Raw genomic sequence first — 15,673 nt, forward strand, 5'->3', positions numbered from 1 at the left:
GGCCGCAGTGGCTTAGTGGCAACGCACCAGGATGGCGGTGACGTTGTCCGAGCCGCCTCCGTCCAGTGCCGCCGCGATCAGCGTATCCACGCACTCTTGCGCGCTGCAGTCGTCGTGCTTGAGCGTGGCGGCGATGCTGGGATCGTCCACCTCTTCGGTCAGGCCGTCGCTGCACAGCAGCAGTTGCATGCCGGGGCGCAACTCGCCGGTCATCGTTTCCACATTGAGGTGGTTGGGGTCGGTCACCCCCAGTGCCTGGGTGACGACGTTGCGGTGCGGATGCGTGCGGGCCTGCTCGCTGGTCAGGGCGCCCTGTGCGATCAGTTCCTGCACGTAGCTGTGGTCCTGGCTCAACTGGGCCAGGTGGCCTTCGCGCCACAGGTAGGCGCGGCTGTCGCCGACCCAGGCCACCTCGAAGCGGTTGCCCTGGATGCGCGCGGCCACGACGGTGGTCCCCATCGGCAGCGTGTCGTTGCGGCGGCGGGAGGTACGGATGATCTCCTCGTCGGCGATGCGGATCGCCTGCGCGAGCGGGGTGCCGTCACGGATCTCGCGCACGATGGTCTCGCGCGCCAGCGCGCTGGCCACCTCGCCGCAGGCATGGCCACCCATGCCGTCGGCCACCAGCCACAGGCCCAGCTCGCTGTCGCCGTAGTAGGTGTCTTCGTTCAGCTCGCGCCTGAGGCCGACGTGGGAGATGTGGCCGAATTCGATCATGGTGCCCTGTCTGTGCGGACGTTTTTTTCCTATCCGGTCATACGCAATGATCCGGTCGAACAGGACATCGGACAAGCGGATGGCACCCGTGGCGCCCGTCAGGATTCATCGACGTGGAGGCCAGGTGATGCGAAGAAGCGGTACCTGCGGCGTGCCGCGCTTGTCCGGATGCGGCCGGCCACGTATCATTCACGCCCCCGGGGAAGCCCGGGACCACTGGAGAGGTGGCAGAGTGGTTGAATGTACCTGACTCGAAATCAGGCATACGTTAATAGCGTATCGAGGGTTCGAATCCCTCCCTCTCCGCCAGATCAAGCCCGGAAGCCCGCAGCGATGCGGGCTTTTGTGTTTTCGACGACCTGCGTGCGTGCGGGTGCCCGCTGCGGCGGCAACGCCTAGAATGGCCGTCTTTCGCCGGAGCCCTCCATGTCCGAGATCCTCGTCCCCGTGTCGTTCGGTGAGTTGCTGGACAAGATCGCCATCCTGCAGATCAAGTCCGAGCGGATGAGCGACCCCGCCAAGCTGGCCCATGTGCGCGATGAGCTTGCGGCGCTGGAGAAGACCTGGATGGCGCATCCGGTGGCCGGCCACGACATCGTCGAACTGCGCGCACAGCTGAAGGCCGTCAACGAGCGCCTGTGGGTGATCGAGGACGACGTGCGCTTGAAGGAGAAGGCGCAGGCGTTCGATGGCGACTTCGTGCGCCTCGCCCGCAGCGTCTACCTCGAGAATGACGAGCGCGCCCGCATCAAGAAGGCCATCAACCTGGCGCTGGGGTCCAGCTACGTGGAAGAGAAGTCCTACCAGGACTACCGCGCCGCCGGCGCACCCTGACGCGCCGCGCTCAATCCGCGAGGTCGCTCCGGCGCCGTTCGAACGCGGCGATGCCGTCGTCCACGGTGACCAGTTCCATCACGCCGTCGTGCTCGATCTTGGCGCCCCATGCCAGTTCGTCCGCCGGCCTGCCCTTGTAGCGGCGCGCGGCCGCATCGTAGCGATCCACGCAGTAGCGCACGCTGGAATACGGGCCGCTGCGAAGCGGATTGCTGGCGGCATGCAGGCCCAGCACCGCGCTGCCCATGGCATTGGCGATGTGCATCGGGCCGGAGTCGGGCGTCATCACCAGGTCGGCACGTGCCAGCAGCGCCGGCAACTGCTTCAGCGTGTCCTTGCCGACCAGGTCCAGCACGGGCGCCCACATCGCGGCGCTGATGGCGTCTGCGGTCTGGCGTTCCAGCTCGCTGCGTCCGCCGCACAGCACCACACGCCAGCCCTGCGCCGCCGCGTGGTCGGCGACCGCCGCGTAGCGGTCGGCATACCAGTTGCGGCGCACGTGGCTGGAGCAGGGCGAAATCACCAGCGTGCGCTGGCCATCGCCGGGCCACTGCGCCGCCGCCCACGCGTGCGCATCGGCAGGCACGGGCAGGTCCCACACCACCTCCGTCTGCCGCAGGCCGAGGGGTTCGCAGAAGCTGCCTATCGCGTCCAGGACGTGGATGCCTGGACGATCGGGGATGCGCTCGTTGACGACCAGTCCGTGCAGGTCCTTCGAGCGGCGGCGGTCGTAGCCGATCCGACGCCGCGCGGGGATGAAGGCCGACAGCAGGTTGGCCCGCAGGGCCACCTGCATCTGCAGCAGCGCATCGAATCGGCCATCCGGCAGTTCGCGGCGCAGTGCGCGCATGCCGGCCAGTCCGGTCTTCTTGTCGTAGGTGTGGAAGGTCACGCCGTCGAGACCCTCGAGCAGCTTGAAGCCGCCCTTGTCGATCACCCAGTGCAGCTGCAGATGCGGCCAGTGCCGCTGCAGCGTGCGCACGAGCGGCACGACATGGGTCACGTCGCCGAGGGCGGACAGGCGCAGCAGGCAGAGTGAATGGGGAATCGTGGACAAGTGTTGTTAGACTCGCTGAATGGTCGGTTTTGACGCCTCGGAATCCCTGACGCCGTTCCGCGAAGGCAGCGGATACGGTGCGATTCTGTTCGACCGCAAACACCTGCGGCAAGCGGATCCGGACTGGTTCTCGCCGGAGAAGTGGGGCGAGCGTGCCCGCCCGGTGGACAGTGGCGGTCGCGGCAGCGCCTGGTTCATCGAGGCGCCGTCCAGCCAATGCGTGCTGCGCCAGTATCGGCGCGGCGGGCTGGCGGCGCGTTTCAGCCGGGACCGCTACCTGTGGCACGGGCCGGACAAGACCCGCAGTTTCGCCGAATTCCGCCTGACGCGTGCGCTGCTGGCGCGTGGCCTGCCGGTGCCGCGCCCGGTGGCAGCCAGCTATGTGCGCGATGGCATGTTCTATCGCGCCTCCATCCTGGTGGAACGGCTGATGGAGGTGCGCACGCTGGCCGACATCGCTGCGCAGGCCCAGGGCGACGCGCCGTGGGAAAGCACGGGACGGCTGATCGCCCGGTTCCATCGTGCAGGCCTGGACCATGCCGACCTCAATGCGCAGAACATCCTGTTCGATGGAAGCGGGCATGGTTGGCTGATCGATTTCGACCGTGGCCGGTTGCGCATTCCCGCCACGGCCTGGCGCGAACAGAACCTCGCGCGGCTGCGGCGTTCGCTGCTCAAGCTGCGCGGCGCGCGCAGCGAGGACGAGGTGGGGCACGACTTCGCCCAGCTCCGCCGTGCCTACGACCACGCCTGGTCGCGGGGTTACTGACATGGGCTGGACGTTGCGCTTCCTGGGCGTGGGCAATGCCGGGGCGGTCGAATTGGGTTCGTCGATGGCGACACTGGAGCGGGATGGCGCGCCGTGGCTGACGATCGACTGCGGCGGAGAAGGGCTGACGGCATATCAGGCCCGTTACGGCGGCATGCCCGAGGCCGTGTTCATCACCCACCTGCACCTGGATCATGTCGCCGGCATGGAAAGGCTGTTCGTGGCCAGCTACTTCGATGCGGCGCGACGTGGCAAGGTCCGCCTGTACGTGCCGGCGCCGCTGGTGCCGCTGCTGCACCAGCGCATCGCCAGCTATCCGAACGTGCTGGCCGAGGGCGGCGCGAACTTCTGGGACGCCTTCCAGCTGATTCCGGTGGGCGATGCGTTCTGGCATGACGGCCAGCGGCTGGAGGCGTTCCCGGTGCGCCACCATTGGCCCGACACTGCGTTCGGCCTGCGCCTGCCGGGCAGCGTGGTGTGGACCGGCGATACGCGCCCGATCCCCGAGATGCTTGCGCGCCACGCCGACGCCGGCGAGGTGATCGCGCACGACTGCGCGCTGCATGGCAATCCCTCGCACAGCGGTATCGACGACCTGGAACGCGAGTATTCCTCGGCGTTGCTGGCACGCTGCGTGCTGTACCACTACGCCGGCATGGAAGAAGCGAAGGCCTTGCGCGCGCGCGGCCATCGCGTCGCGGCGGCGGGGGATGGCCTTCCGTTGGTCGACCCGCTGCCGACCGTTCTGCCGTGAACGCCATCACGCTGCCGCAGGATCGGCTGGGGCGTCCGCTGCACGACCTGCGCCTGTCGGTGATCGATGCGTGCAACTTCCGTTGCGGCTACTGCATGCCGGCCGACCGCGTGCCCGAGGATTACGGAACGGACGCGTCGCAGCGGCTGTCGTTCGACGAAATCGAAACCCTGGTGCGTGCCTTCGTCCGGCTGGGCACGCGCAAGCTGCGGCTGACCGGCGGCGAGCCGCTGCTGCGCAAGCGCCTGCCCGAGCTGGTCGGTCGGCTCGCGGCGATTCCCGATCTGGAAGACATCGCCCTGACCACCAACGGCATGCTGCTTGCGCAGCAGGCGCAGGCGCTGCACGAGGCCGGCTTGCGGCGCATCACCGTGAGCCTGGATGCGCTGGATCCCCGGGTGTTCGCCGAGATGTCGGGCCGGCGCGGACAGGTGGGCGATGTGCTGGCCGGCATCGATGCCGCGATGGCGGCCGGGTTCTCGCGGCTCAAGATCAATGCGGTCGTGCAGCGCGGCGTCAACGAGGATCAGGTGATCCCGCTGGTCGAGCGTTTCCGCGGGACCGGCCATGTCGTGCGCTTCATCGAATTCATGGACGTGGGGAGCAGCAACGACTGGCGCATGGATCGCATGGTGCCGTCGTCGGTGCTCCGCGATGCGATCGGAGCGCGCTGGCCGCTGCACCCGTTGCAGGCGGAATACCGTGGCGAAGTGGCCGAGCGTTACGGGTTCGACGATGGCAAGGGCGAGGTGGGCTTCGTCAGTTCCGTCAGCACGCCGTTCTGCGGCGATTGCCATCGGGCGCGCGTCTCCGCCGACGGGCGCTTGTTCACCTGCCTGTTCGCTTCCGAAGGCACCGATCTGCGTGCCGCGATAGCCGACGGCGAAACGGCGCTCGCTGCGCATGTGGGCGGATTGTGGGAACGGCGCGGCGACCGCTACAGCGAGCTGCGTGGCTCGGCGGAAGTGCGGGACCGGCGGCGCGTCGAGATGTATCTTATCGGCGGTTGAAGCTTTCAGGATCCACATGCCTCGCAAGACCCTGACCCATCTGGATGCCCACGGTCGACCGGCCATGGTCGACGTGTCCGGCAAGGTGGCGACGCCCCGCGAAGCCATCGCGACCTGCCGCGTGCGTTTCCCTGCCGAGGTCGCGCGCCAGCTGAAGCGCAACGGCCTGCGCAGCGCGAAGGGCGGCATCGTGGAGACCGCCATCATCGCCGGCACCATGGCGGTGAAGCGCACGCACGAGCTGATTCCGTTCTGCCATCCGCTGCCGATCGACGGCTGTCGGCTGGCGATCGACTGGGACGGCGACACCACGCTGCGCATCGACTGCCATGTGCTTACCGTGCACCGTACCGGCGTGGAGATGGAGGCGCTGACCGGCGCCACGGTCGCTGCATTGACGGTGTACGACATGTGCAAGGCGCTCTCGCACGCGATCGTGCTGGGACCGGCGAAACTGCTGGGGAAACGCGGCGGCAAGCGCGACGTGGGGCAGGTGTGATGGCGACGGTGACGCTGCTCTATTTCGCCAGCCTGCGCGAGCGCGTCGGCCGCGCCAGCGAAACGGTGTCCACGGCCGCGGTCGACCTGGCCGGCGTATACGACGAAGCGCGCGCGCGGCACGGACTCGACTGGCCTCGCGAACACCTGCGGGTGGCGGTGGATGGCGAGTTCGCACGCTGGCGTGACGCGCCGGTGGCAGGCAGCGAGATCGCCTTCATCCCACCCGTGAGCGGAGGCTGAGCATGCCAGCTTTCCATGTGCTCGCAACGCCGCTGGACCTTGAACAATTGCGCGCGTGCGTGCTCGACCCGCGTGCGGGTGGATACGCCAGCTTCGAAGGCTGGGTGCGCGACCACCACGCCGGGCGCGCAGTCGATGGCCTCGATTACGAGGCCTACACGATGCTGGCCGAGCGCGAAGGCGAGCGCATCGTTGCGGAAGCGAAGGCGCGCTTCGACGTGGTCGACGCATGTTGCGCGCACCGCGTGGGCACGCTGGCCGTTGGCGACCTGGCGGTCTGGGTCGGCGTGAGCGCGGCGCATCGTGGCGCGGCCTTCGATGCCTGCCGTTACATCATCGACGAGGTGAAGCAACGCGTGCCGATCTGGAAGCGCGAGCACTACCGGGAAGGCGACGCGGACTGGCTGCATCCGATGGCGGAGAATGCATGAGCGCGCTGCGGTGGTTCCTGTTCGCGGCATCGCTTGCCGGACTGGAAGTGATGGCGCATACGCCCGCCCGTGCAGCGGAACTGCTGGTCGGCAACAAGTCTGCGGATACGGTCTGGCGGCTGTCGTTGCGCGATGGACGCAGGATCGGTGAGTTCCGCACCGGCGAGGCACCGCACGAGATCGCGGTTGCGCCGGATGGCCGGATGGCGGTGGTGACGAACTACGGCAATGCCAGGTCGCGCAGTTCGCTGTCGGTGCTGGATCTGGTGGACGGCAGGCCGACGCGCACCATCGACCTCGGGCAGCATGGCGCCCCGCACGGACTGCGCTTCCTTCCCGATGGCCGCCGCGTGCTGGTGACCACGGAAGCGTCGGCCAGCCTGCTGGTCGTGGAGGTGGAAACGGGCGAGATCGAACGCGTGATTGATGTGGGAAGCGGCACCGGCCACATGGTCGCGGTATCGCCGGACGGGCAGGTCGCCTACCTCACCAAGATCCAGGCGGGCACGCTGAGCCGGATCGACCTGCAGACCGGCACGAAGATCGTCGAGCGGCCGGCAGGCAAGGGCGCGGAGGGCGTTGCCGTGCGGCCGGACGGCGCCGAAGTCTGGGTCACCAACCGCGAGGACGGCACGCTCACCGTGCACGATCCACGAACGCTCGCGGTCAAGCGCCGCATGAGCAGCAAGGGATTCCCGATTCGCGTGGTGTTTTCCGCCGACGGCACATCGGCATTCGTGACCAACGCGCGTGCCGCGACGCTGGCCGTGTTCAATGCACGCACCAAGGTGCCGGTGGCCACCGTCTCCCTGTCGCGCGACGACATGGACTACCAGCCTACGATGCTGGGCAATGCGGCGCTGCCGATCGGCGTGGTGGTCGCTGCCGATCGTCCGCGCGCCTACGTGGCGATCAGCGGCGGCGACAGGATCGCGGTGATCGATACGCAACGCTGGCAGGTGATCGACTACTGGGTCACCGGCCGCGAACCGGATGCGCTCGGCATCGTCGCGGATTAGCCCGCGCCCCGCGGTACATCCGCGCCGACGGCAATGCTGCCGTCGCAACGGCAGGCATCAGTGAATGGCCCGTGCCGGAAAAGGCGGTAGCCCCGCCGGCTGACCTCGGCGCCCGCATCGATCGATACCGTTGCTGCCGCGCCCCGCGGTACATCCGCGCCGATGGCAATGCTGCCGTCGCAACGGCAGGCATCAGTGAATGGCCCGTGCCGGAAAAGGCGGTAGCCCCGCCGGCTGACCTCGGCGCCCGCATCGATCGATACCGTTGCTGCCGCGCCCCGCGGTACATCCGCGCCGATGGCAATGCTGCCGTCGCAACGGCAGGCATCAGTGAATGGCCCGTGCCGGAAAAGGCGGTAGCCCCGCCGGCTGACCTCGGCGCCCGCATCGATCGATACCGTTGCTGCCTTCCGGCCCTGGCGGGATTTTCAATCTAGCGTCGCGAGGGGCCGACGGGGCCACCATAGAAACGAAACCGCGCCGGAGCGCGGTTCGCCGTCATCCCTTGGCGGGACGCGATGAAACTGGCGGAGAGAGGGGGATTCGAACCCCCGAAGCGCGGTTTAGACGCTTACACACTTTCCAGGCGTGCTCCTTCAACCGCTCGGACACCTCTCCGGGACCTGAACGCAGCGTACGGCCGCTTTCAGGGGCGTGAATTCTAGCCTTCGCAGGGGGGCGACCACAAGCGAAGCCGGCGCGGCACGTGGTTGCGGAGGCCGGGGTTGCGGGGCGTGGCACAATGTCGGCATGTCCTACCTCGTCCTCGCCCGCAAGTGGCGCCCCAAGCGTTTCGCCGAGTTGGTGGGCCAGGAACACGTGGTCCGTGCGCTGACCAATGCGCTGGACAGCGGCCGGGTGCACCACGCCTTCCTGTTCACCGGCACGCGTGGCGTCGGCAAGACCACGATCGCCCGCATCTTCGCCAAGTCGCTGAACTGCGAGAAGGGCACCAGCGCCGATCCCTGCGGCCAGTGCCCGGCCTGCCTGGACATCGACGCCGGCCGCTACATCGACCTGCTGGAGATCGACGCGGCGTCGAACACCGGCGTGGACGACGTGCGCGAGGTGATCGAGAACGCGCAGTACATGCCGTCGCGCGGCAAGTTCAAGGTCTACCTGATCGACGAAGTGCACATGCTGTCGAAGGCGGCGTTCAATGCGCTGCTGAAGACGCTGGAAGAGCCGCCGGAGCACGTGAAGTTCCTGCTGGCGACCACCGATCCGCAAAAGCTGCCGGTCACCGTGCTGTCGCGCTGCCTGCAATTCAACCTGAAGCGCCTGGACGAGGAGCAAATCCGCGGGCAGATCACCAAGATCCTGGGCGCCGAGGCCATCGACGCGGATGCCGGCGCCGTCGCGCAACTCGCGCGTGCCGCCGACGGTTCGCTGCGCGACGGGCTCTCGCTGCTCGACCAGGCGATCGCCTATGCCGGCGGCGCCCTCCGCGACGACGGCGTGCGCACCATGCTGGGTACGGTGGATCGCACCCAGGTGGACGCGATGCTGGCGGCGCTGGCGCAGGGCGACGGCGACACGCTGTTGCAGGTCGTGGCCAGGCTGGCCGAATTCTCGCCCGACTGGGCCGGTGTCCTCGATGCCGTGGCCGAAGCGCTGCATCGGATCCAGGTACGCCAACTCGTACCGTCGGCCAGCGTGGAGTCGGAAGGCGTCGATATCGACGCCTTCGCCGGGCAGCTGCGGCCGGAAGTGGTGCAGCTCTGGTACCAGATGGCGATCAACGGTCGGCGCGATCTCCACCTGGCGCCCAGCGGCCGCGCGGGCTTCGAGATGAGCGTGTTGCGCATGCTCGCGTTCCGGCCGGCGCAGGCGGGCGAAATGCGCGGAGAAGGGCGCGCTTCGACGGCGTCCGCGCCGGCGACGTCGCAGGCGCAGGTGTCTGCTGCTTCGCCTGCCTCGGGTGACATCGTCATGCCGCCACGTACGCCGCGCGCGCCCGAGCCTGCAGCGCACCCGCAACAGATGGCCCGCGAAGAAATGCCGGCGCCGCCACGCCCCGCAGCGCCGGCGTCCGTCGATGCGCCGCCCTGGGCTGAACCGGTAGCCGCACTTCCCCAGACGCCGGCTGCGCCGTCGATGCCTGCCGACATCGGGATTACCGACGCCGAGACCTGGCTGCATTTCGCCGGCAGCTGCGGACTCAAGGGGGTCGGCAAGCAACTGGTCGACAACGTCGCGTTCGCCGGCTACGCCAATGGAACGCTGACGCTGGCGCTGGACGGCGGCTTCGACTACCTGCGCTCGGAGCGCACCCTCGGCGAACTCGGCGATGCGATCGCCAGCCGCTACGGCGTCGCGCCGCGCCTGGCGTTCGCCGCCAAGGCCAACGATGGTGAAACGCTGAAGGAGCGCAGCCACCGGCAGCGGGACGAACGCCAGACCGTGGCCGAAGAAACCTTCATGAACCACCCGGACGTACGGCAGCTGATGCAGCAACACGGCGCCAGGCTCGTCCCGGATTCCATCCGACCTTACGAAGAGTGATCACGACATGCGTGGAAACATCGCCCAACTGATGCAGCAGGCGCAGAAGATGCAGGAAAACCTGCAGCGCGCCCAGGAAGAGCTTGCCAAGCTGGAAGTCACCGGCAATGCGGGCGGCGGCATGGTCAGCGTGACGCTGACCGGCGCCAAGGAGTGCCGCAAGATACGCATCGATCCCTCGCTGCTGTCCGATGGCGAAATGCTGGAGGATCTGATCGCGGCGGCATTCAACGATGCCTCCAACAAGGTCGACGCGGAATCGAAGACGCGCATGGGTGCGGCGACGTCCGGCATGCCGTTGCCGCCAGGCATGAAGCTGCCGTTCTGATCACGATCGGGAGCCACTGGCGGCGGCCGATCAGCCGGTTCCAGTGAACGACCATGTCCAGTCCGCTGCTCGAACAGCTCATCGAGTCGTTGCGCGTCCTGCCCGGCGTCGGGCAAAAGACCGCGCAGCGCATGGCCTACCACCTGCTCGACCGTGAGCGGGACGGTGGCAAGCGCTTGGCCGGCGTGCTGGCCGAGGCGCTGGAGCGCATCGGCCACTGCGAGCAGTGCCGCGATTTCACCGAGGGCGCGATCTGCACGCTCTGCGCGAGTGGCAGCCGCGATCGCCACCAGTTGTGCATCGTGGAATCGCCATCGGATCGCCTGGCGATCGAGCAGGCCACCGGCTACCGCGGCATCTACTTCGTCCTGCATGGCAGGCTGTCGCCGCTGGACGGCATCGGGCCACGCGAATTGGGGCTGGATGCGTTGTCGGCGCGACTCGCGCAGGGCGAAGTCACCGAACTCATCATCGCCACCAATCCCACCGTCGAAGGCGAGGCCACGGCGCACTACCTGGCGCAGCTGGCGCGGCAGCAGGGCGTGCGGCCCAGCCGGCTGGCGCACGGCGTGCCCTTGGGCGGCGAACTGGAATACGTGGACCGCGGGACGCTGGCGCATGCGTTCGGCGGACGCAGCGAAATGACCTGACCGCACGAGGACGCACACACCCATGACCGACACCATTTTCGCCAGGATCATCCGTCGCGAGATCCCGGCCACCATCGTCTACGAGGACGACGAGGTCCTCGGCTTCAAGGACATCGCGCCACAGGCTCCGGTGCACGTGCTCTTCATTCCCAAGAACGAAGCGATTCCGACGCTCGACGATGTGCGGCCGGAGCAGGCGCACCTGATCGGCAAGCTGGTGATGGCGGCCGCGGGCTACGCGCGCAGCGAAGGATTCGCACAGGACGGCTATCGCATCGTCATGAATTGCCGGGAGGACGGAGGGCAGACCGTGTTCCACATCCATCTGCACCTGCTGGCCGGAGACGCGCTGGGACGATTCGGCACGCCGGGCTGAGTTGCCGCGCGAGGGACGCAAAAAAAAGCCGCTCATCGAGCGGCTTTTCTGTTCGCGGGATCCGGGAGTCGCTTACCACCAACCCCAACGGCCCCAGCGCGGACCCCAGAAGGGGTCGTAATACGGATAGGGACGGACCACTTCGACTTCGCGCACCTCCGGCCACAGGTACACCACGTCGGCGGCGACGCGCGGCAGTTGGTAGTCGTAGTCGCCGATGCGGGTGCTCTCATAGCCGTCGATCTTGCCGACGAAGGTCACTTCGCGGCCTTCGGCAAACACGGCCGGATCGTAGAAGCCGGCGCGACAGGCGATGAAGCGGCCATCGGTGGCGTCGGGCGCGGACGAGAGCGGCCGGCCGGAGCCGCCCAGCGGACGCGAGACCAACTGGAAGCATGTCGTGTTCTGCCCCGGCGTCGTGCTGATGATGCGGCCGCCCCAGCGCACCGGAGCGCCCACCTGCGGTGCGCCCACCGAGTCGCGCGGATTGACCGGGGTGAAGCTGCCCTGCAGCGGCTTTGGCGCCGACGCGCAGGCGGAAAGCAGCGCGGCGGCTGCGACGACGATGGCGAAGCGAAGGTTCATGGCCAGTCTCCAGCGGGTTTATGGGCGGTGCCGGCGCAGGTCTTCAATCAATGCCCGGTTGTCTCCCTCAGGCGGAGCGTAGCGCGCATCGGCGAAACGGCGGCTGAGCGAAAGCAGCGGTTGTGCCTCCCGCGGGCGCCTAGCGGCGACCCGCCGCGCCCAATCCGCCGGACTCTCGTGCGGCTCCCGCCCCAGCCCGATACGGGCGTAGCGCGCGCTCAACCGGTGCCAGGCACGCAGCAGCGGGTCGCGTTCGCGCTCGCCACGCGCCAGCAACCAGCCCATCCAGGCCAGCGCCGCCAGCGCGAAGATGCCGAACAGCGCGGTCAACGCGCCTCCCCCCAGTTGCTTCGCTCCGAAGCGTTCGAGCAGGCGCGCCTGGCGCTTGGCGTCGAAGCCCAGGACCATGTCGTTCCAGCCGCGGCGCATCCAGTCGCCGACCTGGCCCAGGTTGCCGACGCCGATCAGATTGGCCATCGCACCCATCGCCCCCGTGGCGCCCAGACGATCCTCCAGGGTGTCGTAGATGCGCTCGGGCGCGACCGCCGCCGTCGGATCCACGCGTACCCAGCCGCGTTGCGGCATCCACACTTCGGCCCAGGCGTGCGCGTCCATGTTGCGCACGATCCAGTACTTTCCCAGCGGGTTGTAGGTGCCGCCCGTATATCCGGTGACGACCCGGGCAGGGACACCCGCCGAGCGCATCAGGAAGACGAACGACGAACTGAAGTGCTCGCAGAATCCCTGTTGCTGGTCGAAGAGGAATTCGTCAACGGTATCGCGGCCCGGATACGGCGTATCCAGGGTGTACGCGAATTCGGCGCGGATCCACTGCAGCGCGCGACCGACGATGGCGGCGTCGTTGCTGCCGGCCTCGCGGCGCCATCGGGCCCCCAGCGCACGCGTGCGCGGATTGAAACCGGCCGGCAGCTGCAGCGCCTGCTGGCGCCGTGCCGGCGGCAATTCCGCTTCGAAGCGCACGGGTGCCGACGACTGCAGGCGCCAGCGCGTCAGCGCATTGAGGGGTGTGCCGGCCGTCATGCTGTAGTCGCGCGACGTGCGCACGCCATCCGGGGTCGCGGTGGGAAGGTCCAGCGCCACCAGGTCGCGGCGGTCGGTGGGTTCGACGTCCATCCGGTAATCCCACACCACGGTCGTGCGGGTCGTCTGGGCGGGCACCGCGTCGTACGGGCGCTCGCTGCGCGTCCAGGTGCGGCCATCGAAATCGGCCAGCACCGGCCCCCGCCAGTACATCTGCGAGGTGGGCGGCGTCGCGCCGAAGAACTGCACCCGCAACGCGGGAGTGTCGTCGGCGATCAGGTCGAGATACGTGCCGGGCGACATGTCGTCGCTGAGGCCGGGCTTCGACAAGGCCCGCTCCGGCACGCCCCACAACGGCGACGGAAAGCGCGGGAACAACCAGAACGCCGCCAGCACCAGGGGCACGCCGAGGGCGACGAGTTTTCCGATGGCACGCAGGTGCTGCAGCGGCCGCGTGGTGTCCGCCAGTGCCGCCGCCTCCGCATCGGCCAGCCGGTGCAGCGCCACCAGCGCGCACAGCACGCTGGCCAGGCCCAGTGCCATGCTCAGGGGACCCTGGTCGAGCAGGAAGGCAGCGAACGGAGCGAACAGCGCGAAACCGAGCAGGCTGCGGTTGTCGCGCAGCGTGCGGGTTTCCGTCGGCTTGATCGCCAGCATGCCGGCGAGCAGGGCGCAGCCGGTATCGCGGCCGAACTGCATGCCGGTCACCGACATCACGGCGGCGATCAACGCCAGCGCCAGCAATGCGCGCAGCAGTCCGGGCAGTGGGCGGCGCCAGGATGCCCAAGCCAGTACCAGGCCGATGACGCCGATCCCGGTCGCCAGCAGCGCGGGCAACTGGATCAGCAGGGCCAGCAGGCATGCGCCGGCGGCCACCAGCGTCCAGCGGCGGCTGGTGGCGTCGAGCGTGGGCGCGTCAGGCGTCATGCGGGAGCAGCGCGAGGGCGCGCAGGCAGAGATGACGATGCCCGGGTCCGCTGGCGGGTCCCAGGACGGGCTGGCCGGGCACGCGCAGCCGGTAACGCAGGCCTTCGCGTTCGGCGGATTCGATCCAGTGCGCGAGCCGCTGGATCCGTCGCTCGTGGGGAAGCGTCGCCAGGGCTTCCCAGTTCAGGTCGATGTCGCGACCCAGCGGTTGTTCGTAGTCGCGCACCAGCAGTTGGCCGCGACGCGCGGACGGTTTCCATGCGATGGCGCGTCGCGCGTCGCCGGCACGGTAGTTGCGCAACTGGTGGACATCCTCGCCGGCGGGATCCAGCCGCGTCCTGGTCCCACCATCGTCCGCATGCGGAAGCGGTGGTCCCTGGACTTCCGCCGCCGGGTAGACCAGCAGCGGCGCATCGGGCCACACCCAGGCCCAGGCGCGTGCGAGTCCCAACGGCTGGGTGGTCGACAGGCGCACGCGATCGAGGTCGTACCACCCGCGCCGGCGGGTCGGCAACGACAGCTCGACCACATGGCCTTCGGCCGCCGGCATGATGGCGAAGGTGTGTTCATCGCCTGCGTCCAGGCGCAGGCCGTGACGCACGCGGGCGTCGCGCGAGGCGAGCGCGACATGCAACCGCAGCGGCGTGCCGACCGGCACCGGCTCCGCTGACAAGGCTTCGACACGCAGGCCGGCCAGTTGCAGGTGCGCGAAGATCAGGCTGGCCATCGCGGTCGCGCCCAGCAACAGCGCCAGCAGCAGCGCCGGGTTGTTGTTGTAGTTCAGCGCCCCCAGCAGCATCGTGGATACGAGGATCGCGAAGAACAGGCCGAACCGCGTGGGCAGCACATAGATGCGCCGTCGATCGAGCGCGACCGGCAGCGATTCCGGTCGACGCGGCCGCGCCAGCCGGGCGAAGCGATGGGCCAGGGATGAGGCCATCCTCAATCCACCGGCACCGCTTGCAGGATGGCTTTGGCCAGCGCGCCCGCCGAGGCCGCTTCCGCTTCCGGCACCAGCCGGTGCGCCGCGACGGCTGCGAACAGCGCCTGCACGTCGTCCGGCAAGACGTGGCTGCGGCCCAGCAGCAACGCGTAGGCGCGCGCTGCACGAAGCAGGGCGATGCCGGCGCGGGGCGACAGGCCGACCCGTACGCCGGGATGCTGGCGGCTGCGCGTGAGCAGCGCCTGCACGTAGTCGATCAGGGCCTCGCTGGCATGCACGTCGTTCACGGCGCTGCGCAAGGCCAGCACGTCGTCGGCCGACAGCAGCGGCATGGCCTGCGCGATCAGCGTGCGACGATCGCTGCCGGCGAGCAGCTGGCGTTCGGATTCCGGGCTGGGGTAGCCCAGCGCCAGGCGCAGCAGGAAGCGGTCCAGCTGCGAATCCGGCAACGGATACGTGCCCGACAGGTCGACCGGATTCTGCGTGGCAATCACGAAGAACGGCTGCGACAGCGCGTGGGTCACGCCGTCCAGCGTGACCTGGTGTTCCGCCATCGCTTCGAGCAGCGCACTCTGCGTGCGTGGCGGTGCTCGGTTGATCTCGTCCGCCAGCAGGACGTTGGTGAACACCGGGCCGGGATGGAAGGTGAAGGCGCGTGCCTGCGCGTCGTACACCGACACGCCCAGCACATCGGCAGGCAGCAGGTCTGACGTGAACTGCACGCGCTGGAAGCCCAGCCCCAGCGTGGCCGCCAATGCATGCGCCAATGTCGTCTTGCCCAGGCCCGGCAGGTCTTCGATCAGCAGATGGCCATCGGAGAGCAGCGCAACGAAGGCCAGCCTCACTTCATGCGGCTTGCCGAGCACCAGCGAATTCACTTGCGCCTGCGCGCGCGTGAGGGCTTCGGCCAGGCCGTCGGATAGCATAGGGCGGGTGCGGGGGATGGCGGACATCGCGCGCTCGGTTTCCGATCGTGGTTGAAGGCA

18 protein-coding genes, 2 tRNA genes and 1 other RNA gene are annotated in these 15,673 nt (G+C 68.5%); 13 read left to right on the forward strand and 8 right to left on the reverse strand.

Translation table 11 applies throughout. The features are described from left to right. Positions 1–12: 12 nt before the first annotated feature. Positions 13–717 (reverse strand): PP2C family serine/threonine-protein phosphatase, encoded by a 705-nt coding sequence (locus tag V7060_RS03685; RefSeq protein WP_334177896.1) that lies wholly within the window; start codon positions 715–717, stop codon positions 13–15. Positions 718–935: 218 nt separating this feature from the next. Between V7060_RS03685 and V7060_RS03690 the strand changes: the two genes are divergently transcribed. Together V7060_RS03690 and V7060_RS03695 are read left to right on the forward strand one after the other, a co-directional pair. Further along, a tRNA-Ser gene (locus V7060_RS03690) sits at positions 936–1,026 on the forward strand. Between the two features lie 117 nt (positions 1,027–1,143). Further along, positions 1,144–1,551, forward strand: a complete 408-nt coding sequence (locus V7060_RS03695) for a DUF6165 family protein (RefSeq protein ID WP_334177897.1) — start codon at positions 1,144–1,146, stop codon at positions 1,549–1,551. Between the two features lie 10 nt (positions 1,552–1,561). Here the strand turns inward: V7060_RS03695 and V7060_RS03700 are convergent, their stop codons facing one another. Beyond that, on the reverse strand, positions 1,562–2,608 hold the full coding sequence (locus V7060_RS03700; RefSeq protein WP_334177898.1) for a glycosyltransferase family 9 protein: 1,047 nt from the start codon (positions 2,606–2,608) through the stop codon (positions 1,562–1,564). Between the two features lie 19 nt (positions 2,609–2,627). Here V7060_RS03700 and V7060_RS03705 point away from each other — a divergent pair, with 19 nt between their 5' ends. The 7 genes from V7060_RS03705 to V7060_RS03735 are packed head-to-tail and all read left to right on the forward strand — an operon-like array spanning position 2,628 to position 7,332. Further along, positions 2,628–3,377 carry a 3-deoxy-D-manno-octulosonic acid kinase gene (locus V7060_RS03705; RefSeq protein ID WP_334177899.1) on the forward strand — a complete coding sequence of 250 codons (750 nt, stop codon included), beginning with the start codon at positions 2,628–2,630 and terminating at the stop codon, positions 3,375–3,377. Position 3,378: 1 nt separating this feature from the next. Continuing rightward, positions 3,379–4,131 carry an MBL fold metallo-hydrolase gene (locus V7060_RS03710; protein WP_334177900.1) on the forward strand — a complete coding sequence of 251 codons (753 nt, stop codon included), beginning with the start codon at positions 3,379–3,381 and terminating at the stop codon, positions 4,129–4,131. Continuing rightward, positions 4,128–5,141 carry a GTP 3',8-cyclase MoaA gene (gene moaA, locus V7060_RS03715; RefSeq protein WP_334177901.1) on the forward strand — a complete coding sequence of 338 codons (1,014 nt, stop codon included), beginning with the start codon at positions 4,128–4,130 and terminating at the stop codon, positions 5,139–5,141. The genes V7060_RS03710 and moaA overlap by 4 nt, the downstream gene beginning before the upstream one ends. Positions 5,142–5,157: 16 nt before the next feature. Next, complete coding sequence (gene moaC, locus V7060_RS03720) at positions 5,158–5,640, forward strand: cyclic pyranopterin monophosphate synthase MoaC (protein ID WP_334177902.1); 483 nt, start codon at positions 5,158–5,160, stop codon at positions 5,638–5,640. Then, entirely contained in the window at positions 5,637–5,882 is a 246-nt protein-coding gene (locus V7060_RS03725; RefSeq protein ID WP_334177903.1) for a MoaD/ThiS family protein, read from the forward strand. The genes moaC and V7060_RS03725 overlap by 4 nt, the downstream gene beginning before the upstream one ends. Before the next feature lie 2 nt (positions 5,883–5,884). Then, entirely contained in the window at positions 5,885–6,313 is a 429-nt protein-coding gene (locus V7060_RS03730) for a molybdenum cofactor biosynthesis protein MoaE (RefSeq protein WP_334177904.1), read from the forward strand. After that, on the forward strand, positions 6,310–7,332 hold the full coding sequence (locus V7060_RS03735; RefSeq protein ID WP_334177905.1) for a gluconolaconase: 1,023 nt from the start codon (positions 6,310–6,312) through the stop codon (positions 7,330–7,332). Before V7060_RS03730 ends, V7060_RS03735 begins: the two co-directional genes overlap by 4 nt. A gap of 359 nt (positions 7,333–7,691) precedes the next feature. On the opposite strand, the gene ffs is transcribed toward V7060_RS03735, so the two are convergent. Both ffs and V7060_RS03745 read right to left on the reverse strand, forming a co-directional pair. Then, positions 7,692–7,788, reverse strand: an RNA gene (gene ffs / locus V7060_RS03740) — signal recognition particle sRNA small type. A 69-nt stretch (positions 7,789–7,857) separates the two neighbouring features. Beyond that, a tRNA-Ser gene (locus tag V7060_RS03745) sits at positions 7,858–7,950 on the reverse strand. A 132-nt stretch (positions 7,951–8,082) separates the two neighbouring features. On the opposite strand from V7060_RS03745, the gene dnaX reads away from it, so the two are divergent. The 4 genes from dnaX to V7060_RS03765 are packed head-to-tail and all read left to right on the forward strand — an operon-like array spanning position 8,083 to position 11,191. Next, positions 8,083–9,837, forward strand: a complete 1,755-nt coding sequence (gene dnaX, locus V7060_RS03750) for a DNA polymerase III subunit gamma/tau (protein ID WP_334177906.1) — start codon at positions 8,083–8,085, stop codon at positions 9,835–9,837. Positions 9,838–9,844: 7 nt separating this feature from the next. Further along, the gene (locus tag V7060_RS03755; protein ID WP_334177907.1) at positions 9,845–10,165 is read left to right on the forward strand and encodes a YbaB/EbfC family nucleoid-associated protein; all 321 of its coding nucleotides are present in this window, start codon (positions 9,845–9,847) and stop codon (positions 10,163–10,165) included. A 53-nt stretch (positions 10,166–10,218) separates the two neighbouring features. Continuing rightward, positions 10,219–10,815, forward strand: coding sequence for a recombination mediator RecR (gene recR / locus V7060_RS03760; protein WP_334177908.1), 597 nt, complete (start codon positions 10,219–10,221; stop codon positions 10,813–10,815). Positions 10,816–10,837: 22 nt separating this feature from the next. Then, positions 10,838–11,191 carry a histidine triad nucleotide-binding protein gene (locus V7060_RS03765; RefSeq protein WP_334177909.1) on the forward strand — a complete coding sequence of 118 codons (354 nt, stop codon included), beginning with the start codon at positions 10,838–10,840 and terminating at the stop codon, positions 11,189–11,191. A 72-nt stretch (positions 11,192–11,263) separates the two neighbouring features. On the opposite strand, the gene V7060_RS03770 is transcribed toward V7060_RS03765, so the two are convergent. From V7060_RS03770 to V7060_RS03785, 4 genes are read right to left on the reverse strand one after another with little or no spacing between them, the layout of a single operon-like run. Beyond that, a complete protein-coding gene (locus V7060_RS03770) occupies positions 11,264–11,776 on the reverse strand; it encodes a Slp family lipoprotein (RefSeq protein WP_334177910.1) in 513 nt (170 codons plus the stop codon). A gap of 18 nt (positions 11,777–11,794) precedes the next feature. Continuing rightward, positions 11,795–13,744, reverse strand: coding sequence for a DUF3488 and transglutaminase-like domain-containing protein (locus tag V7060_RS03775; protein ID WP_334177911.1), 1,950 nt, complete (start codon positions 13,742–13,744; stop codon positions 11,795–11,797). Further along, positions 13,734–14,684, reverse strand: coding sequence for a DUF58 domain-containing protein (locus V7060_RS03780; protein ID WP_334177912.1), 951 nt, complete (start codon positions 14,682–14,684; stop codon positions 13,734–13,736). The genes V7060_RS03775 and V7060_RS03780 overlap by 11 nt, the downstream gene beginning before the upstream one ends. Before the next feature lie 2 nt (positions 14,685–14,686). Next, entirely contained in the window at positions 14,687–15,640 is a 954-nt protein-coding gene (locus V7060_RS03785) for an AAA family ATPase (protein ID WP_334177913.1), read from the reverse strand. Positions 15,641–15,673 lie beyond the last annotated feature (33 nt).

Origin of the sequence: Pseudoxanthomonas sp. (assembly GCF_036845285.1) — a bacterium.
Lineage (GTDB): Bacteria > Pseudomonadota > Gammaproteobacteria > Xanthomonadales > Xanthomonadaceae > Pseudoxanthomonas_A.